This window comes from Amycolatopsis sp. NPDC054798, from assembly GCF_053611505.1.
The window spans coordinates 78,560-98,031 of record NZ_JBSHAM010000029.1 but is presented as its reverse complement, the minus strand read 5'-3'; the positions used below and the strand labels follow the sequence as shown (position 1 = coordinate 98,031).

The following is a 19,472-nucleotide window of genomic DNA, read 5'->3' as shown; positions in this document are numbered from 1 at the left end:
CACCCCACGCACCCCCGGCAGCCAGCCCCCGCCCTGCACCCCCATACTAAGCCCAAATGCGGTTCGAGGGGTCTTGTCAAGGCATCTTTCCCGCCTTGACAAGACCCCTCGAACCGTCATCACAATCGGCTTCGGGGTGCCCACCGCCCCCGGGGCGCAATGTCGCCGCCAGGCGACGAGCCCGCCCCCTCAAAGACAAATGATGTTCAGAACACAAGGCGGCTCATGCCTGCTCGACGACGGCGGCGGACTCGAACTCGACGGACCCGCCGTGCTCGACGACGACTGCGTCGGCCCGGTCGTACCGGTGGTCTCCGGCCGTTCGCTCGACGACGGATGCGCCGGAGCGGAATCAGCCGGGTGTTCCGTGGTGCTCTGCTCGCCGAACGGATTCACATTCGCCTTGGTCGAAGGCGCATCCCCCGCACCACCAGTACCCACCTCAGTCACCTCGCCAGTAGGCGTAGGCGGATTGGTCTCATCAACGCCACCAGCCCCACCAGTCCGGTCCGGCATCTCGATCACCCGCATCTCAGTGATCCGAGCGGCCCCGTCGTTCGCCGTGGTCCCGTACGACACGAGCATGGCCGCCGCCCCACAGCCGACGATCACCGCGAGCATCACCGAAACCATCCGCCACCGAGACCGCGACGGCGGCGGGATCCGTCGTTCGTGTCCTTCGCGCACCAACAGCTCGGCGACCGAAACCTCGTCGTTCACCAGGGAGACCTTTCACCAGGAGTGGCCTATTCCTACCGGATGCGGCCACCGAACGGGTGACAAAGAGCGAAACCTTCTACCCAGAGTGCTCACTCTAGCGGGTGTGAATCACAGCGCATTCACAGCTGCTCTTGGCCAAAATCCCAGCATGCCCAGCCACTCTGGACGCATGTCGCTGCGCGAGCCGGACCCGGCCCCCCGCCCAGCGCGCAGCGCCGCCACCACGGAAACTCCCCGGAAGTGGCGACCCTTGACGTGGCTGCGCGGGCACCAAGCCCCGGTCGACCCCGTCCCGATGGCAGGGACCGTCCGGGAACGACCCACGGCTCAGGCAGGCGTACCCCATCTGCCCGCCCTCGCCGGATCCCCGCAGGCGACCGCTGTCCTGACCGAAAACGACCCGCTCGACCTGGTCCAGCCCGCTCCCCGGCTCGCGTTCCTGGCCGCTCTCCCCGCTGCCTGGCGGCCGAAGCGAGCCTGGCTCAGTCTCATTCCCAGCCCGCGGGCCACGCCGTTTACCTTCGGCTATCTAGTCCTCCTCCTCAGCACCTCGCTGCTCATCCGGTTCGCCGAACCGAAACTCGTCGACAAACTCCTCGCCGTCTCCAGCACCGACGCGCACAACATGGCGCGCCACCCCCTCACCGCGCTTTTGACCAGCGCGTTCTGGATCGCCGACGGCGGCTGGCTGCCGTACGCGGTGATCTTCGCGATCGCGGTCGCCCCGTTCGAGCGGCGGTTCGGCGGGCTCCGGACGGCTCTGGTCTTCTTCAGTGGGCACGTGCTCGCCACGATCGCCACCGAACTGCCGGTGATGGCCCTGATCCACACCGACGTCCTGCCGCGCTCCGCAGGCCGCTGGCTCGACATCGGAGTCAGCTACGGCTTCCTCACCACCGCCGGCGTGCTCGTCGCGCTGCTGCGCGGGCGGGCCAGGATCGCCGGGATCGCGGCCCTTGAGCTATTCGTTATCGGCGTCTATGTGACCGACGATCCGGCCAGTCTCGCCTCCGTCGTGACCGTCCTCGGACATGCCTGTGCGGCCCACTTCGGCCTGCTCGTATGGGGTCCGCGACTGCGCAGCGTGCCCCGCATCGCCCGATAGCACCCGCCCTCTTGGGCCGGACGAGTGACACAAGCAGCTCTCTGTGCGGATATACACAGGCTTCACTCGGTGGTGTAATCGACGGGCCATACGCCGACAAGGGGGATCGGAAGCACCATGGAGGCTGACGCCCTGGCCGGTGAACCGGGTGGAATCACCCGGCGCGCCCAGCTCGCGGGCCTGCGGCCGGATGCCGGCGCGGGGGTCCTGTTCTCCCTGCATGCCTCCGAACCGGTGACCCTCACCTGGCTGCCCGGCCTCGACGCCGTCCTCGGGCTCCCCGGCGCGACCGGCAAAGAGCTGTGCGACCGGCTCACCGAGCTGCTGCGGCCGCTCACCGCGAACCTCTGCCGCACCCCGCCCGGCCGCGATTTCGAACTCGAACAGCGCCACGACACCGCCGACGGCACCCCGCGCCGCATCCGGCTGCGTGCGCGGACCGTCGGCGAGCGCGACCACACGACCGGCCTGCTCGGCGTCGCGTCGGCGGTGGCGGAAACCGCGCCGGAGAAGTCCGACCTCGCGGAGCTGTCCGACCACTACCAGCTGCTGATGGAGCAGAGCCCGGACGCGATCTGCGTGCACTCGGGCGGCGTCGTCACCTATGCCAATCAAGCCGCGCTCGACCTCTTCGCGGCACAGGCCGCGCACGAGGTCGTCAGCCGCGATTTCGCGGACTTCGTAGCGGCGGAATCCGCGCAGCTGCTGGAAAACCCCAGTACGGAACCGAGCGAAGCGGTGCTGAAACGCTTGGACGGGAGCACATTCGTGGCGGAAACCGTGTCGGTGCGCACCAGCGACTCGAACCCGCCGTCGTTCCAGGTGGTGATCCGCGACAGCACCGTCAAGCACGCCGCCGCGGCCGCCGTCCGCGCGCAAGAAGCGCTGGTCACGCACGTCAGCGACGCCATCGTCACGATCACCGCCGACGGCATCGTCACCGGCTGGAACCCGGCCGCCGAAACCGTCTACGGCTGGCCCGCCGCGGAGGCGATCGGCAGGCGGGTGCACGAGGTCCTCGGCATCGACCCGGACCCGGCAGCCATCCGCGACGGCATCGCCCAGCAAACCCACCGCGGCCGGGACGGCTCACCACGGCAGGTCCGGGTGTCCGCGACCGAGACCGTGGACGGCTTCCTCCTGGTCTGCACCGACGAAACCGCCCGCCGCCGCGTCGAACAGCATTACTCGACGGTTGTCGCCGCGCTCGACGAGGGCGTACTGGTGATCGGCCCGACCGGGCTGATCCAGTCGGCGAACCCGTCCGCCTGCCGCATTCTCGGCATCCCGGAGGCGGAGCTGCTCGGCGTGCCGTGCACGACGCTCGTGCTGTTCGACGAGGACGGCAACCGGATCCCGGACGACGAACTGCCGTCCATGCACACGCGTCGCACCGGGATCACGCACAACGGACTGGTCGTGCGCCTGCGCCGCCCCGACGGCCGCGACGTGTGGGTGTCGCTGACCTCCCGGTTGCTCGATTCAGACGACCCGAACGGCGTCTCGGTGGTCACGTCCTTCACCGACATCACCGAACGGCGCGCGATCAGCGCCCGCCTGGCCCACGAAGCGACGCACGACCCGCTGACCCGGCTCGCCAACCGCACCCTGGTGCTGGACCGGCTCGACCGCCGCGACGGCGCCGAGGCCGCCGCCGTGCTGTTCCTCGACCTCGACAAGTTCAAGCTGATCAACGATTCCCTCGGCCATCCGGTCGGCGACCAGGTGCTGCGCATCGCCGGCGAACGCCTGCGCCGGGCCACCGGCCCCGACGACGTCGTGGGCAGGCTGGGCGGCGACGAGTTCGTGGTCGTCACGTCCGCGACGACCGGTCAGGCGCAGGTCGGCGTGTTCGCCGCACATCTGCGGTCCGTGCTGGCGGAGCCGGTTTCGGTGCACGGCAGGCAACTGCACCTCGACGCGAGCATGGGCATCGTGCTCGTCGAACCGGACGACCGCCGCAGCGCGGAGGATTTGCTGCGCGACGCGGATGTCGCGATGTACCAAGCGAAATCCCGCGGCCGAGGCCGGTTCGAGTTCTTCGACGTCGCACTACGCGAGCGCATGCAGCGCCGGCTGCGGATGGAACAGGACCTCCGCGACGCTGTCCACAGTGGACAGCTGTGGCCCGCCTACCAGCCGGTGGTCGACCTGCGCACCGGCGAAATGGTCGGCGTCGAGGCGTTGCTGCGCTGGACCCACCCGAAACACGGCGCGATCTCGCCAGCGGAATTCATCCCGCTGGCAGAGGAAAGCGAACTGATCAACGTGCTGGGCAAGTACGTCCTGCGCGACACCACGCGGGAACTGGCCGCCCTGCGCACCGGCCGGGGCCTCGACCTCAGCCTGAAAGTCAACCTTTCCGTGCGGCAGCTGGACGACCCGCACCTGGTTCCGGCGGTCCGCGACGCACTGGCCACCACCGGGCTGCCGCCCGGCTCGTTGACGCTGGAAGTCACCGAGAGCGCACTGATGCGCGATACGTCGGCGGCCGCGGAAGTGTTGTCCGCCTTGCGTTCTCTCGGTGTTTTGCTGGCCATCGACGACTTCGGCACCGGTTACTCTTCGCTCGCTCAGCTGCGCCGCCTGACGCTGGACACCCTCAAGATCGACCGTTCTTTCATCACCGGAATCGCCGACTCCCGCGACGCCGCCGCGATCGTCGCGAGCATCATCGCGATGGCGCACGCGGTGGATCTGACGGTGGTCGCGGAAGGCGTCGAAACCGCGGAAGAGCTGGCGCTGCTGCGGGAACTCGGCTGCGACCAGGCCCAGGGCTACCACCTCGGCCGGCCGCTAGCCGCAGCGGAGTTGTTTCAGTAAGTCTCGAGCAGCGCCGCCAGTTCGTCCTCAGTAAGAAAAACGTCGAGATCCTCCAGCGTCTTGCCGAGGTCGACCGGCTCGATCGTGCGCTTCTCAACCGTTCCGTCCGGGTGTCCCTCCTGGTATTCGCGGCCGAGCAGCCGGCGGAACCGCCCGGGCTCAAGCCGCATCACCACGACCTGCCCGGTGAACGGAGACTTCGGGTGCGTGGACGTGTAGTGGTGGAACACCTGGTAGTCGAGCGGCCGGCTGCGCACCTGCGGGAGCACCTCGTGCAGGTCTTCCCAGCTGTCGCCGTCCTGCTTCTGCAGCACCCACCAGCCATCGCGCAAGATCATCCGGTGCGGCCATCCCGCCTGGTCCACCTCGGCCCCGTCGATCAACGGCATCGGCACCAGGATCCCGGCCCCGAACCCGATATCCACCAGAAACTGTTGCCCCTCAACGGTAATCAGCAGAGTCATGTGCGTATACGGCCCGCTTCGCTGCGGCTGCACCCGCGCGACCGTGCGCTGCACCTCGTAACCCAGCTGCTCGGCGACGGCCGCGAACAATCCGGCCTGCTCGTAGCAGTACCCGCCTCGCCGCCGCCCGACGAGCTTCTCGCTGACGATGTCCAGCTCGATCCCGCGATGCCGGCCGATCACCACGTCGACGTTCTCGAACGGGATCGCCTCGACGTGCGCCTGCGCCAACCGTCCCAGCGCCGCTACGGACGGCTTCTCCCGCCGCTGCCCCACGCGAGCGAGGTAGGCGTCGACATCTGCGGCTTCAATGTTCCATTCCCCAGTCATGCAGTCAGTCTGCAACCTCTACTTAGCTCTAGGTCAAGTTTTCCCAGTGGTCACCCACGGTCACAACGGTTGTGACTGGCACCACTCTCTGGTGTTATGTACCCCCGATGCCTACCAGTCAGTAGCACACGTCCGAGTGAGTGCTGGCCTTCTCGAAGGGAGCCCGATGAAGACCCCTCGACCACTGGCCCGGGCCAGTGCGGTGACGGCACTGGCCACCGCCGCCGCTTTGCTGCCCGCGACCGCGTGGGCAGCGGCCCCGACCTGGGCCCCGGCGGACACCGCCGCCGTGCACCCCGGGGTGCAGACGCACACCAATGGGGCGCAGTGCACCTCGAACTTCGTGTACAGCAACGGAACCGACGTGTTCCTCGGACAGGCCGCGCACTGCTCGGGCACCGGCGGCTCGACCGAAACGAACGGCTGCTCCGCCGGTTCGCTCCCGATCGGCACCCCGGTCTCGATCACCGGGGCGAGCAAGCCAGGGACGCTCGTCTACAACTCGTGGCTGACCATGCAGTCCCGCCACGAGACGGACGCGAACACCTGCCAGTACAACGATCTCGCGCTCGTGAAGATCGACCCGGCGGACGTAGCGAAGGTCAACCCGAGCCTGCCGTTCTGGGGCGGGCCGACCGGCGTGAACACCACCGGCACCAAGCAACTCGGCACCGTGCTCAGCTACGGAAACTCCGAACTGCGCGGCGGAATCACCCAGCTGTCCCCCAAACAGGGCACCAGCCTGGGCGACACCGGCGACGGCTGGAGCCACACGGTACTCACCGTGACACCCGGGATCCCCGGTGATTCCGGCAGCGGGTTCCTCGACCGCGACGGTAATGCGCTCGGGGTGCTGAGCACGCTGAATCTGCTGCCACAGCCAGGCACGAACGGTGTTGGTGATCTGTCGCGGGAGCTGGAGTACGCGAGCGCTCACGGCGGGCTCGGGACGGTGCAGCTTGTGCCGGGGACGGCTCCGTTTCGTGGGCCGTTGATCTAGCGGCTGGCGTGCCCGGCACGATTCAGTTCGTGCCGGGCACGGCTCGCGACCCGTTGATCTGGCGACCTGCGGTGCTGGGCGTATCCGACGCGATGCAGTTCGCGGGAGTTTCGCGGCCCGTTGATCTGGAAACCGCGAGCATCCACTGCTGTGCCCGGCTCGACGCAACTCGCGCCGGGCACAGCCGAGTTTCGCGGGCCGCTGATCTCGTGCCGCAAATGGCCAGGGTGCGCCGCGCGACGCAGAACGCGCCAGCTTCAAAGCCCGCCGATCAGGCAACCGCGAGCACCCACCGCCGTACCCAGCTCGACGCAACTCGCGCCGAGCACAGCCGAGCTACGCGGGCCGCTGATCTCGCGCCGCAAATGGCCAGGGTGCGCCGCGCGACGCAGAACGCGCCAGCTTCAAAGCCCGCCGACCTGCCAACCGCGAGCACCCACCGCCGTACCCACCTCGACGCAACTCGCGCCGAGCACAGCTGAGTTTCGCGGGCCGCTGATCTCGCGGGCCGCGGGTGCACAGGGTGTGTCCGGCACGATTCAGCTCGCGTCGGGCACGGCCAAGCTCCACAGTCCAGCGATCTAGCGTCCGCAACAGGCTCAGCGCAAGAAGACGATGCCGATCACTTCCGCGGCCCGCTGAACTAACACCGATCCACGGTCCACGAGCACCCACGCCAAACCCCAGCACAGCTCGTACCGGGCACAGCCAAGCTCCACGACCCGCCGACCTCACACCCGCGAGGGCGTCCTCGCCAGACTTCCCGCGAGACCCCCTTCACAAGACGTCGCCAAAGCAGTCACCACCACCGCACTAACCGCTGCCCCACCAAGACAGCAACTATCACCGTCAGCAACTGCCGAGCACCCGCCGCCCCGCGACCGCGACTAGGGTCAGTCCCCCACCGCGACCGCGTACAGGTACCAAGTGGAGTGCGGCAACCACTGTTCATCCCACCGCCAATCGTCGTCCTTTCCGGTGACCACGTAACCGCGATCCCACGCGATCCCGCTGCCGTCCTCGTTCAAGCCAGTGATGCCGTTGACAATCCCGCCCGCCGTCGGCAGGAACTGCCACGACCCGAGCCAGCTGTACTGCGGGTTGGCTTGCCCGCTGCCGTCGAGCATGCACACGCCGTACGGGTTGCTGCCGCAGATCCAGTTCAGCTGATCAGCCGCGTACGACCGCAGCCGCGCGCTGAACTCGCCGGGAAACCGTTGCGCGGCAAGCCGAGCCGCGGTCGCCAGCGACGCGATCCGCGCGTTCTCACCCTGCCACCACTGATCTTTCACTCGCGGCGTGACGTTGTGCGGGAAGAAAAATGAGCTGTACCTCTTACCCTCCCCATCTTGCACAAGATTCCGCGCATACCCAAACGGGTTAGGCACCTCGGCAGTCACCGTAAGCTCGAACTCCAGCGATCGCCGCACCACCTTCAGCACGGCGGAAACCGTTGGTGCGTCAGCGATCTCGGCGTACGCGAGCAGGCTGATCACCGGCAGCCCGGCATCCGAGGGATGGAAGTACGGCCGGTCGCCGTCGTCCGCTCGCCAGTAATCCCGGTAGGACTTCCAGGAAACCAAGCGCTGCAACAGGTTGTGCGCCCGGCGATCCGCCGCCTCGCGGTAGACCGGCTTCTTGGTCACCTGGTACAACTCGACCGCCGCCAGCAACGCACCGTAGTCGTCCTGGATGTTTTCCTTGCCGTCATTGGTCATCTCGACGTTGTGCCGCTCAAGAAAGTCGAACGCGGCTTCCGCTGTCGCCAGATACTCCTCGTGCGAGTAGTCGCCCGACGCGTCCAGCGTGGTCGCGGCGGCCAGCGCCGCGATCGCGACCCCGCCGCCTTCGCGGTAGTTCACCTGGACCGGCTCGCCGTCGCTGTTCGCCAGGACGTACCGCAGCTTCGGATCCTTCGGCGGGCCAGGCTGAATAACCGAAGTGACGAACGTGCCGTCCTCCAGCTTCACCCGGCGTAAGTAGTCGGCGCCGAACAGCGCTTCGTCGGCCAGCCAGGTCCGCAATTGGGTGAAGTTGGTGTCACCCCGCGCGGTGAGCCGCTGGTACGCCTTCGCCAGCACCCACGCGGTGAGCGGGATCTGGAGAGTGTTGAAGTAGCTGCGGTCCGACAGCTGCGTGAAGTGCTTGCCGAAGTCGCCAGTCGCGTCGTACCAGCCGCCGTGCGCGTCCATGACCCGCGTGCCCTTGGGGCCGATCGGCGCTTCCCGGTCCTTGCGGTCGAACCGGTCCGAGCTGCGGGTGCCCTTGAAGTAGTGCACGACGTGGGAGATTGTGTAGCGCTCAAGCACCAGCTGATCGATGCGAAACGGCTGAGACCGCCCGTCCGCGGCGAGCAGGACGTACTCGCCTTCGGTCTTCAGCGCAGAGAAGTCCGTGGTCCAGTAATGCCGGTCGTCCCACCCCGGAACCTGAGCAGCGGGCCGAGGGTTCCCGGTGAAGACGACCTTCCCGGTGGCGACGTCCGCGACGGTGAACCTGGGAATAGCTCGCGGCGATCCAGCCGCGAGCACCGCCCGCTTGGGCGCATCGGGCGCGTAACCGACGTTGTTCGCGTAGACCGCCACCCCCGGCTGTGCCTGGACGGCCGCGGCCTCCGCCCCGGACTGAGTCATCGCCCCCACCCCCACCGCCGCCGACCCGGCAAGAAAACTGCGACGCCCCACATCTCCCGGCATTCTCGACCTCCAGTGGTCCAGACCTCTGAGATGTTATTGAGGCTAAGTAATGATCTTGAGCTTTGACAAGACTGCTTCCGAATGGCAGACCCGCTGCTCCGCGGTGACCCTCCGCCAGATCCGGCGCGCTGCGACCCCGAACCAACCCGCACTCCCACGCAGCGCCCACCCGTCCATCGACGGCGCTGCCGTGACCGCTGGACCCAGCTCTCAGCTTCGCGGAGAGCTGCCCGCAAGCCCGCCTCGCCCGCGCAAGCGACCTAGGCTCAGCCCCACAGCCCAGGCAACGAAAAAGCCCCCATCCGCCTGGGATGGGGGCTGCTTCATCGAGCTTGGCTGTGGCCAGGGCCGGGGTCGAACCGGCGACCTTCCGCTTTTCAGGCGGACGCTCGTACCAACTGAGCTACCTGGCCGGGAACGCCGGCTAGGAGCCGAACGATCTTGCGACCCTGACGGGACTCGAACCCGCGACCTTCGCCGTGACAGGGCGACGCGCTAACCAACTGCGCCACAGGGCCTTACTGGTACTGCGTACTCCCAACGGGATTCGAACCCGCGTTGCCGCCTTGAAAGGGCGGAGTCCTAGGCCACTGAACGATGGGAGCCCGATCGGTTTCGGTGGACCGACCGACCGCGCTCTCAGGTGTTCCCCTGGGAGCGATTACAAGCATAGGGCACGTTCCGGGGGCCGTGCACCGGGGGTTCCTTAAGCGATCGGCGAGCCTCCGACCTGCGACAACGTCCACCCCGACCACCCGACCCCGTCGGCCGAGCCCGATCGCCCCGCCCGAAGCCGGTCGAGACGATCAGTGTGTGCCACGCCACTCTACGCCGGAGACGGTCCCGCGCGCCGGGAATCCGACGCCGCCTGACCGTGCTTCCCAGCCATCGAGACACGAGTTCACGGCAATTCCCCCACTGGAAGCGGCAGGTGCCAGGACCCAACCGGCCCGCACCCGAGCCGACCTCGCAACCCCAGGCCAACCACATACGCGCGCCCACCAGCCCAAGCCAAGCCCGCACGACCTGGCCGAGCCAGCGTCAGCTCATGCCTCCCGCGCCGCCAGCACCCGGCATCCAGCCCGGCACCCGCGGCCCGGGTCAGCGCTGCACCGGCGCCTGGCCGTCGTCACCCGGACTCAGCCCGAGCATGTCCAGCAACTGCGCACAGTCCTGCACGTCGAGCGCCCCGGCCGCGACGGCGAGGCGGGCTCGGCGGACTTGGTCGTCGGAGACCCGTTGCCCTTCCGACGACCCGCGCTGCGCCGGCACACCGCCGGACAGTGACGTGCTTCCCCCGTCGGCACCTTCGTACCGAAGGAGGAACTGACGAACTTCGACCGATCCGCTCATGGCCCCTCCGCGCGGTTCGCAACAACTGGCCGCGAGGCTAACCAGCGGCGAGCAGCACCGGCAGCCCCCCGGAGAGTGAACCTGCGAACACTCTCCGAAGCTTCCCTGGTAACGCATTCCAAGATCGCGCAGAACGATTTCTCCCGGCTTCCCCTCGCCGATCCCCGGAACTCGTGCAACAATCGGTGTTGCTGACACACCCCCGGTCAGCGCCTGTGGAGATCCCCTCCGACCCCCGCGTTCCTCCCCCTGGCGCGGGGGTCTCTCCATTTCTGCGCACCGGCACTGACCTGCGGATCTACTCTCCGTGCCACTGATCAACAGACAGTCGCGAAATGTGTTTACCGACTGGGCTGAACAGGTGATCGAATTAGGCTTGCCGAGCACAGAAATGCGTGTGTCGTGGCTCACAGTGGTTTGTTTGCCGAGACCGAACCGTTATCGTGTCCGAGTGCCTCTTCCCTCCCTCGGCCGCCTGAGCAGCCGCACGAATCTCAAAGCCGTCTCGAGCGGGCGGCATCGCAATGCCGCCAAAGCAGCCGGCGACGAAGTCGTCGAGGACAAGGAGCTCACCAGCTACCTCGCCGCGCTCGCCCCGGACTCCGACCCGGAGAGCACCGGCACCGGCAGCCGCTTCGGCGACGCGCAGGTCTACCAGCTGCGCATGAACCTCATCGCCAGCCAGCAACTCAAGGACATCGCCGTCGCCCGGAACCTGACCCCGCAGGCTCTGGCGCAGGAATGGATCCTGGAGCGCCTCTCGTGGGAGGGCCAGGCCGCCTCCGCCCAGGAGCGCCGCCACTCCGACGCGATGACCGACGAGTTCCACTTCCCGGCGGACGCGTTCGAAGAGCCCCTCGTCGGACGCTGACCCGCCCCCTGAACGAAAACCCCCGGCTTCCCCCGACGGCCGGGGGTTTTCCCTTTTCCGGGGTCGCGGAGGAGGTGGGGTCCCGGTGGGCGGGACGCTCCGGGATTCGGCCGTCGACTGGCTGTGGTGCGAACTGGACGATCCGGTTGAGCGCTCGGTAACCAGGACCACGGCGAGCGACGCGGCCCAGCGCGGTCTGGGCGGAGATGCCCGTACGGACAGCTCGGCGCAGCGGGGGCATCCCGCGGACAGGGTGTGCGGCAGGTCGGCCAGGACACGAACATGCCCGCGGTGCAACCTCGGCAGCCAGCTCGGCCGCCAAGCCCGGGTGGCCGACTCCCGAGGCCGAGACGAGGCGCTACTCCGGCGGCGGACTCCAGCCGCCAGCTTGGCGGCCGATTCCCAGCAGCCAATTCCGCCGCCGACTTAGGCAGCCGCCCTGCGCAGCCAACGCTTACCGCCGAGACGGCGCTAACTCCCGCGGCCAACCCGGACGGCCAACTCCACCCGCCGCCCCAGGCAGCCAACTCCGGTCCCCGACTTAGGCAGCCGCGCGAGCAGCCAACTCCACCCGCCGAAACGGCGCTGACTCCCGCAGCCGCTCCGAACAGCCAGCTCCAGTCGCCAACCGGGAACCTGCCCCGCCGAGACCGCCGCTGGCTCCGGCCGCCAACTCTCGCGACCGCCCCCGGCACTCAACCCAGCCGCGGACTCCGGCGACCCAAACCCCACCGCCCAGCAGCCAGCACCACGCGATCAGGCCAGCCCCGCACACCCACCCACAGTCGAGCAAACAACCGATCCGGGGTCGCCCATCCGTGCCCGCCCCCACGAAAACCCGGCCCGAACCAACCGGCAAACCCCGCCCACCGGCCGAACCCGAGCGGGATGTGGCGCATCCCACTCACCCCAAGACCCAAGCCCGCCACGTCCCCCACCGACCACCCGCCGCCGAACCACAGCCCCAATACAAGACCGGATCAACCGCGGTAACCGCCGCCCCAAACATTCCCGACAACGGAACCCGCAATGAAAAAAGGCCCCGACGGGAAATCCCGTCGGGGCCCTTCATTCAGGCCTGAGAAAACGCGCGGGCCTGACTCAGATCGCGCGGACCTTCTGGGCCTGCGGACCCTTCTGGCCCTGGCCGACCTCGAACTCCACTCGCTGGTTCTCCTCGAGGGTGCGGAAGCCGCGTCCCTCGATCTCCGAGTAGTGCACGAAAACGTCGCCTTCGCCGCCGTCCTGCGCGATGAAGCCGAAGCCCTTCTCCGCGTTGAACCACTTCACAGTGCCTTGCGCCACCGCTGTACTCCTCGTAACAGATCCGCTTCGAATGCCACCGAAGCGGCACCCAGACCGTCCCGGGCGGTTCCAACGAGACGAGCGAAGAGCTTTTCGGGCCCCACGGCTCGCGTCAGAAGTTCCGCGAGTGTGAAGCCACGAACACGCAAAACGACGGCCTGGTCAGCAGCCTACCGGGATCTCACCAAATCTGAACCCCGTTGATCGCAAGGATCGGTTCCGACGTGCGCGCATCACCGGAACGTCGTATCGCTGCCTACGCAGCGCTGTCGGACCCCGAAGCTACTCTGATCCAGTACACCCAGCGCACTTCGGCGATGCACAGTGCGCGGTCGTTCGAACCGCTTCCGTAATGGTCACTCGGTGCAGTGTGATGCTGGTCACCCCGTTTCCGGTGAACGCGACGGCAGGTCGGGACGTCTGGGTGTTCGGGGTACCAAGGGGAGATTGGGGATCGGTGTGACAATCCGACACTTCGCACGCCGCCGGGCCGGCGTCGCGGTGCTGGGCTTGATCGCCGCGCTCACGCTCGGGGCGTGCAGCAGCGGCGGGTCGAGCGTGAACGCGGGCGGGACCGCGGGCGGTGGGCCTACCGAGGCGCCGGCCACGCCTGTGAAACCGGCGGCCGTGACGCTCACGCCGGCTTCCGGAGCGGGCGACGTGGCGCCGGGCGCACCGGCGAAGGTGACGATCGCCAACGGCACCATCGGGGCCGTCACGCTCACCAACGCGGACGGCAAACAGGTGCAGGGGCAACAGACTCCAGACAAGAAGAGCTGGAGCAGCACCGAAGACCTCGGCTACGGCAAGACCTACACCTGGTCCGGCCAGGCCACCGGCGAGGACGGCAAACCGGTCCAGATCAACGGCTCGTTCACCACGGTCAAGCCGCGCAGGCAGATGCAGGGCAGCCTGAACGTCGGCGACGGGCAGACCTACGGCATCGCGATGCCGATCGCGCTCACGTTCCCGAGCGCGGTCAAGGACAAGGCCTCCGTCGAGCGCGCGTTGTCGGTGGAGACCACGCCGAAGACCGAGGGCGCGTGGGCGTGGCTCAACGGCGACACTTCGGTGCACTGGCGGCCGAAGGAGTACTTCAAGCCGAACACGAAGGTCGTCGTCTCGGCCAACATCTACGGCGTTTCGATGGGCGACGGCGTCTACGGCAAGCAGGACGTCTCGGCGAGCTTCACCATCGGCCGCTCGCAGATCGTCAAGGGCAACACCCAGGAACACACCATGCAGGTCATCCGCGACGGCCAGCAGGTCATGGACTTCCCGGTGAGCTACGGCCTCGACTCCGACCCGGGCCGGGTCACGCACAGCGGCACGCACGTGGTGATGTCGAGGCACGCGACGTACTCGATGAGCAACCCGCGCTACAACTACACCGACGTGAACGTGCCGTGGGCGGTCCGGATCTCCAACAACGGCGAGTTCATCCACGGTCTCGCGGGGTCGATCTGGGCGCAGGGCAAGAAGAACATCTCGCACGGCTGCCTCAACCTCTCGCCGGCGAACGCGAAGATCTACTACGACAGCGTCCTTCCCGGCGATCCGGTGGAGATCTCCGGCAGCACCCAGCAGCTGGGCCCGAAGGACGGCGACTACAACGACTGGACCTACGACTGGGCGTCGTGGACCAAGCTGTCGGCGTTGTCCGCCTGACAAGACTGACCAGGCTGACAAGACTGACCAGCCGGACAATCTGAGCAAGCACCACCGGGCGGCCGGGAGCGTTCGAACGCTCCCGGCCGTTCGCTTGTCCCGGCCGGAAAAGAAAAAAATCCGATGCAACCCCGGCGACCGCCGACGGCATGACTAGAGCAGAGAAGCGCCACCCGGCGCTCTTGGAACCAGGAGGAAACTCGTGCGTGTTCGCTTCGCTCTCGCCATCGGCACCCTGCTGCTCGCCGGAGGCGCGGTGACCGGCGGCGCGGTCGCTTTCGCCGACGCCCCGCCGTCGGTGTCGCAGCCGGCTCCGCAGAGGACCGACCAGCCCGGCGCCCCCACGGCCGCTCCGGCTCCCACGGACCGCCAGACGACGGCCGCCCCTGGCGCGCCGAAGGTCGCCGCTCCGGGCAAGCCGGCCAAGACGGGCAAGCGCGTCCCGACCGCCGTGCCCGCGGGCCCGACCGGCGACCTGAACCTGCCCTCGGTCTGGGGCTGATCGCCCGGTGCCCTCCCGCTCCAGTCCGGCGTCCGGGCAGAGCTCGCCGTGGGACGGCGAGTACGCCCGGTACTTCGGCGAGCGCGCGCACAGCCTGCGGTCCACTGCCTACCTGCTTTGCGGGGATTGGCATCGGGCCGAGGATCTCGCACAGGCCGCGCTGCTCAAGCTGTACCTCGCCTGGCCGCGGCTGGCCCGGCACGACGCGCTCGACGCTTACGCGCGCAAAATCGTGCTGCGCACTTTCCTCGCGGAAAACCGCCGCAGCCGCTGGAAACGGGAGCGGCTCACCGACGCACCACCTGACGTACCGGCTCCGGTCGCCGAGACTGAGCACGACCAGCTGATCCAGCAGGCACTCGCCGCGTTGGCCCCGCGCCAGCGCGCGGTGCTGGTGCTGCGGTACTTCGAGGACTTGTCCGTCGAAGAAACCGCCGCGGCGCTCGGCTGCCGGACCGGCACGGTGAAAAGCCAGGCCGCGCGCGGTCTGGCCACCCTGCGGGCCCGGCTGGGCCCGCATTTCGAGGCACTGCCTGTCTCTGGAGGGAGGTGAACGAGATGGTTTCCGACGAAGACGAAGCCGTACGCGCCTTGTTCGCGCGGGCACCGGACGGACCGCCCATGCAGATCGACGCCGCGGACGTGATCGTGCGCGGAGCCGCCGTCCGCCGGAAGCGCAAACGCTGGGCGGTCGCGGGCAGCTCCGCCGCGACGGTCGCGGTGCTCGTGGTGGCCGGTCTCGCGGTCGGCGGCCGCGGGACCGAACCGCCGCCGGTCATGCCCGCCGGGCCGGGTCTCGCCACCGTCTCGCCCACCCCGTCCGCTCCGGCCGGGCCGATGAAGACCCCCTCGGGTCCGTCGGATGCCCCCGCGCCCGGCGCGCAGGTGAGCCCTGGTTCGCCGGGCAAGGAACCTCCGACGGAGCGGCAGACCGTTCCGCGTCCGGGTACGTCCCGTGCGTCGGCGCCGCCGCGGGCGTATCCGACCACTAGCGACCGGTCCCCCGTGGCTACGGATTCACCTGCGGGAAGCCCGGCGTTACCCAGCCGGACCTCCGGCTGAAACGCTTTCGCGGCAAGAGTGGCGCACGTCACCGGATTCAGTGGGTTTTCGACGAAATATCCCAGGCTTTCGGGGCGATGTTCTCAGTGGCGGCCGGAGCGGCCGTCGAACCCGTCGCTCAGCCGGCACACCATTGGCCGGCCCGAGAACCCGAGGAGGAAGCACCATGGTGCTCGTCGCACTGATGATCGAAACCGTTGTCGCCGTAGTGGTCGCCGGTGGCCTGGCAGCTTGGGCCCGTAAGCGCTTCGCTCCGCAGGCGATCGAGGCGACGCAGAACAGCTGAGCTTGAAAACGAAAACCGCCCTCTGTCCTTAGTGGACGGAGGGCGGTTTTCGCGTTGGCTCAGCTGCTCACTTGCGGGCTCCGGCGAGGTCGCCGCCGGTGTCCGCGGTGTCGATCTGCTCGATCGGCACCTGTGACGTCTCCGGGATCTTGATGATCGGGACCAGCGCGATGAGCGCGGCGATGATCAAGTAGTACGCGGGCCAGTCCGCGTTGCCGGTGCCGTCGATCAGCGCGGTGACGATCACGCCGCAGGTACCGCCGAACAGCGACGTCGAGATGTTGTACCCGATGGCGAACGAGCCGTAACGCACGCGCGTCGGGAACATCGCCGGGAACGTCGACCCGATGACCGCCAGCATCAGCGCCAGCAGGATCGCCACGACCAGGAAGCCGACGACCAGCCACAGCAGGCTGCCGCTCTGCATCAGCTTGATGCTGGGCCAGCTCAGCACGATGAACCCGATGGCCGCGGTGAGCAGCAAGGGCTTCCGGCCGATCCGGTCGGACAGCGCGCCCAGTGGAATCAGCAGCGAGAACTGCACGATTTCCACCCCGATGACGATCAGGCTGGACTCGGTGTCGCCGATGTGCAGGGTGTTGGTGAAGTAGGTCGGCATCGTCGTGAGCAGCATGTAGTCGGCGATGTTCAGCAGCAGCACGATCCCGATCAGGTTCAGGATCATGCGCCAGTTGCGCTGGATGGTCTCCTTGAGCGGAGCCTTCTCCGCCTTTTCGCCCGCTGCCTCGAGCCTGCGGAACTCCGGCGTGTCCTCGAGCTTCGACCGCAGGTACAGCCCGATCGCACCGATCGGAAGCGCGATGAAGAACGGAATCCGCCAGCCCCACGAGTTGAACTGTTCGGTCGACAGCGACAGGAAGGTGATCAGCACGACCGAGTTGCCGAGCACGTAACCGGCCAGCGTGCCCATCTCCAGGAACGAACCGAAGAAGCCGCGCCGTTTGGTCGGCGCGTATTCGGCGATGAACGTCGCCGCGCCGCCGTACTCGCCGCCGGTCGAGAAGCCCTGAATGAGCCGCAGCAGCAAGATCGCGATCGGTGCCGCGATGCCCATGCTGTAACTGCCCGAGTAGGTCGGCAGCACACCGACCAGGAAGGTACAGCCGGACATCAGCAGAATGGTGAGAGCGAGAACCTTCTGCCTGCCGAGCTTGTCCCCCAATGGGCCGAAGAAGGCCCCACCGAACGGCCGAACGATGAAGCCGACTGCCAGCAGGGCAAGCGATTTCAGCACCGCGTTGCCCTCGCCGGGGAAGAACAGTGTTCCGATACTGGTCGCGATCGCGCCCGAGGTGAATACGCCGTAGTCGTACCACTCGGTCGCATTCCCCATCGCGGACGCGATCACCGCGCGTTTGACTGTTCTCTGATCGACCTCGGGTTTCCCCGTCTTTGGCTCACTCATCCCGGCGGTGACCTCCTCCTGCACACGTCCCGGTCCATCCGTTGGAGCACATTTCCCCAGTCTTGACCCGTTGACGTGAGCTGGCAGGGTGAGTCACGAAATTTCTACCGTGCGGAATTTTCCGACTACCCTGTGCGCAGGAAACGCGGCCTCGCCGGTCAGGGTGGGTGCCAGCGGGTCCTTCCGCCGGGTTAACGTCGTCCCATGAGTCCTGTTTCCGGCCCGTGGCCGCCAGTGCCGGTGGAGCCGCCGGAGATCCACCCGAAAGCCCCCGCGCCCGGCACCGAACTGGGCGCCCACTTCGCCGAGTGCTTCGGCTGCGGCGACGAGGTCGACGACGGCCTGCACCTGCGCTCAGCCATCGGCGAGGACTACACGGTGCACTCGAAGTTCACCGTGACCGCCGCCCACCAGGGCGCCCCCGGTCTAGCTCACGGCGGGTTACTGGCCTGCGCCTTCGACGAGGCACTGGGCTCGACAGTCGGAAACCTGCTGCACCGCCCCGCAGTGACCGGCAAACTCGAGACCGACTTCCGCCGCCCAGTACCGGTCGGGTCCACCCTGTACATCAAGGCCCGGCTGGACGGGATCGCAGGCCGGAAGATCTACGTGAGCGCCGACGGCCATCTGGACTCCGCGGACGGCCCAGTAGCGGTCAACGCGCGGGCGGTGTTCATCGCGGTGGGCTTCGAACACTTCAGCACCCACGGCGACCCTCAGGCGCTGGAAAAGCTAGCCGAGCAGCACCGCCGCAACAAACGCGAGTGGGACATCAACCCCTGACCCAGGCCAGGCTGAGCCACGGCCCGTGAGGCCCCCTTCACGCCCCCAGATTCCTCCAGGTTCCCCTTCACGGCCGCCCCGCCCGGCCGCACCGACCACGACGCACCCAATGCCACATTGGGTGCGTCAGACGCACCGAACGCCACATTGGGTGCGTGGGATGCACCCAATGCCACATTGGGGCGCAAGCCCCACCCACCACCAAACCACCGCCGACAACCCCCACGCACCCCAGGCAGACACACCCGGCCCTGCACCCCGATACGAAGCCCAAATGCGGTTCGAGGGGGCTTGTCAAGGCATCTTTCCCGCCTTGACAAGCCCCCTCGAACCGTCATCACAATCAGCTTCGGGGTGCCCCCTCACGAACGAGGCGCGATGTCGCCGTCAGGCGACGAGCAGCCTCCCCCTCAACCCCTCCGCAGCAGCCCGAGGATCCTCCGCCTCAGTAATCGCCCGAACCACCACAACCCGAGACGCCCCCGCCTCCATCACCTCCCCCATCCGCTCGAGATCAATCCCCCCAATCGCGAACCAAGCCCGCTCCGTCCCCATCCCCGCAGCAGCCCGAACCAACCCCAACCCAGGCGCAAACCGCCCAGGCTTAGTAGGCGTAGGCCAGCAAGGCCCGGTACAGAAGTAATCCACCCCGTCCTCCACAGCCGCCGCCGCAGCCTGCTCCTCCGAATGGGTGGACCTCCCGATCACCACCTCATCCCCAAGCACCCTCCGCGCAAGGCTGACCGGAATATCGTCCTGCCCCAAATGCAACACATCCGCCCCCACCCCCAGCGCTACATCCGCCCGGTCGTTCACCGACAGCAACGCCCCATGCCGCGCACAGGCCTCCGCCAGCACCTCCAGCGCCGCGATCTCCTGCTTGGCCTCCAACGGCGCGCCCCCGGTCTTGTCCCGCAGCTGCACGATGTCGACCCCGCCCGCCAACGCGGCGTCAGCGAACTCAGCGAGGTCCCCACGGGAAGCACGGGCGTCGGTGCACAAGTACAGCCGGGCATCGGCGAGCCGGGCGCGAATTTGGTCTCCGGTCAAGGCAGGCATGGCGGTGACGTTACCCGCG

Annotated in this window: 17 protein-coding genes and 3 tRNA genes; 10 read left to right on the top strand and 10 right to left on the bottom strand. The window is 67.9% G+C overall.

Annotated features, from left to right (window positions below):
* Nucleotides 1-189: 189 nt before the first annotated feature.
* Nucleotides 190-720 carry a hypothetical protein gene (locus ACWGIC_RS19820; RefSeq protein WP_452077399.1) on the bottom strand — a complete coding sequence of 177 codons (531 nt, stop codon included), beginning with the start codon at nucleotides 718-720 and terminating at the stop codon, nucleotides 190-192.
* Between the two features lie 295 nt (nucleotides 721-1,015).
* Here ACWGIC_RS19820 and ACWGIC_RS19815 point away from each other — a divergent pair, with 295 nt between their 5' ends.
* Nucleotides 1,016-1,825: a rhomboid-like protein gene (locus tag ACWGIC_RS19815; protein ID WP_452077398.1), complete on the top strand. Its 810-nt coding sequence runs from the start codon at nucleotides 1,016-1,018 to the stop codon at nucleotides 1,823-1,825.
* 117 nt (nucleotides 1,826-1,942) lie between these two features.
* A complete protein-coding gene (locus tag ACWGIC_RS19810) occupies nucleotides 1,943-4,648 on the top strand; it encodes a sensor domain-containing protein (protein ID WP_452077397.1) in 2,706 nt (901 codons plus the stop codon).
* On the opposite strand, the gene ACWGIC_RS19805 is transcribed toward ACWGIC_RS19810, so the two are convergent.
* Nucleotides 4,642-5,442: an arylamine N-acetyltransferase family protein gene (locus ACWGIC_RS19805; RefSeq protein WP_452077396.1), complete on the bottom strand. Its 801-nt coding sequence runs from the start codon at nucleotides 5,440-5,442 to the stop codon at nucleotides 4,642-4,644. The genes ACWGIC_RS19810 and ACWGIC_RS19805 overlap by 7 nt on opposite strands.
* Nucleotides 5,443-5,608: 166 nt before the next feature.
* Here ACWGIC_RS19805 and ACWGIC_RS19800 point away from each other — a divergent pair, with 166 nt between their 5' ends.
* Nucleotides 5,609-6,442 (top strand): serine protease, encoded by an 834-nt coding sequence (locus ACWGIC_RS19800; protein WP_452077395.1) that lies wholly within the window; start codon nucleotides 5,609-5,611, stop codon nucleotides 6,440-6,442.
* 8 nt (nucleotides 6,443-6,450) lie between these two features.
* Complete coding sequence (locus ACWGIC_RS19795) at nucleotides 6,451-6,924, top strand: hypothetical protein (protein WP_452077394.1); 474 nt, start codon at nucleotides 6,451-6,453, stop codon at nucleotides 6,922-6,924.
* 411 nt (nucleotides 6,925-7,335) lie between these two features.
* Here ACWGIC_RS19795 and ACWGIC_RS19790 read toward each other — a convergent pair whose 3' ends face one another.
* The 5 genes from ACWGIC_RS19790 to ACWGIC_RS19770 form a co-directional block, all read right to left on the bottom strand.
* Nucleotides 7,336-9,075 (bottom strand): glycoside hydrolase family 9 protein, encoded by a 1,740-nt coding sequence (locus ACWGIC_RS19790; protein WP_452077393.1) that lies wholly within the window; start codon nucleotides 9,073-9,075, stop codon nucleotides 7,336-7,338.
* A gap of 402 nt (nucleotides 9,076-9,477) precedes the next feature.
* A tRNA-Phe gene (locus ACWGIC_RS19785) sits at nucleotides 9,478-9,551 on the bottom strand.
* A gap of 31 nt (nucleotides 9,552-9,582) precedes the next feature.
* Nucleotides 9,583-9,656, bottom strand: a tRNA-Asp gene (locus tag ACWGIC_RS19780).
* 14 nt (nucleotides 9,657-9,670) lie between these two features.
* Nucleotides 9,671-9,743: transfer RNA gene (locus ACWGIC_RS19775), tRNA-Glu, on the bottom strand.
* A gap of 496 nt (nucleotides 9,744-10,239) precedes the next feature.
* The gene (locus tag ACWGIC_RS19770; RefSeq protein WP_452077392.1) at nucleotides 10,240-10,491 is read right to left on the bottom strand and encodes a hypothetical protein; all 252 of its coding nucleotides are present in this window, start codon (nucleotides 10,489-10,491) and stop codon (nucleotides 10,240-10,242) included.
* Nucleotides 10,492-10,942: 451 nt separating this feature from the next.
* Here ACWGIC_RS19770 and ACWGIC_RS19765 point away from each other — a divergent pair, with 451 nt between their 5' ends.
* The gene (locus ACWGIC_RS19765; protein WP_452077391.1) at nucleotides 10,943-11,362 is read left to right on the top strand and encodes a hypothetical protein; all 420 of its coding nucleotides are present in this window, start codon (nucleotides 10,943-10,945) and stop codon (nucleotides 11,360-11,362) included.
* A 1,101-nt stretch (nucleotides 11,363-12,463) separates the two neighbouring features.
* On the opposite strand, the gene ACWGIC_RS19760 is transcribed toward ACWGIC_RS19765, so the two are convergent.
* Entirely contained in the window at nucleotides 12,464-12,667 is a 204-nt protein-coding gene (locus ACWGIC_RS19760) for a cold-shock protein (protein ID WP_003097368.1), read from the bottom strand.
* 459 nt (nucleotides 12,668-13,126) lie between these two features.
* Here ACWGIC_RS19760 and ACWGIC_RS19755 point away from each other — a divergent pair, with 459 nt between their 5' ends.
* From ACWGIC_RS19755 to ACWGIC_RS19740, 4 genes are all read left to right on the top strand, one after another.
* The gene (locus ACWGIC_RS19755) at nucleotides 13,127-14,335 is read left to right on the top strand and encodes a L,D-transpeptidase (protein ID WP_452077390.1); all 1,209 of its coding nucleotides are present in this window, start codon (nucleotides 13,127-13,129) and stop codon (nucleotides 14,333-14,335) included.
* A 202-nt stretch (nucleotides 14,336-14,537) separates the two neighbouring features.
* A complete protein-coding gene (locus tag ACWGIC_RS19750; RefSeq protein ID WP_452077389.1) occupies nucleotides 14,538-14,837 on the top strand; it encodes a hypothetical protein in 300 nt (99 codons plus the stop codon).
* A gap of 7 nt (nucleotides 14,838-14,844) precedes the next feature.
* Entirely contained in the window at nucleotides 14,845-15,390 is a 546-nt protein-coding gene (locus ACWGIC_RS19745) for a SigE family RNA polymerase sigma factor (RefSeq protein ID WP_452077388.1), read from the top strand.
* A 5-nt stretch (nucleotides 15,391-15,395) separates the two neighbouring features.
* Nucleotides 15,396-15,899, top strand: coding sequence for a hypothetical protein (locus tag ACWGIC_RS19740; protein WP_452077387.1), 504 nt, complete (start codon nucleotides 15,396-15,398; stop codon nucleotides 15,897-15,899).
* A gap of 353 nt (nucleotides 15,900-16,252) precedes the next feature.
* Here the strand turns inward: ACWGIC_RS19740 and ACWGIC_RS19735 are convergent, their stop codons facing one another.
* On the bottom strand, nucleotides 16,253-17,611 hold the full coding sequence (locus ACWGIC_RS19735; RefSeq protein ID WP_452077386.1) for an MFS transporter: 1,359 nt from the start codon (nucleotides 17,609-17,611) through the stop codon (nucleotides 16,253-16,255).
* Between the two features lie 204 nt (nucleotides 17,612-17,815).
* Between ACWGIC_RS19735 and ACWGIC_RS19730 the strand changes: the two genes are divergently transcribed.
* On the top strand, nucleotides 17,816-18,394 hold the full coding sequence (locus ACWGIC_RS19730) for a PaaI family thioesterase (RefSeq protein ID WP_452077385.1): 579 nt from the start codon (nucleotides 17,816-17,818) through the stop codon (nucleotides 18,392-18,394).
* A 387-nt stretch (nucleotides 18,395-18,781) separates the two neighbouring features.
* On the opposite strand, the gene thiE is transcribed toward ACWGIC_RS19730, so the two are convergent.
* On the bottom strand, nucleotides 18,782-19,453 hold the full coding sequence (gene thiE, locus ACWGIC_RS19725) for a thiamine phosphate synthase (RefSeq protein ID WP_452077384.1): 672 nt from the start codon (nucleotides 19,451-19,453) through the stop codon (nucleotides 18,782-18,784).
* Between the last annotated feature and the right edge of the window lie 19 nt (nucleotides 19,454-19,472).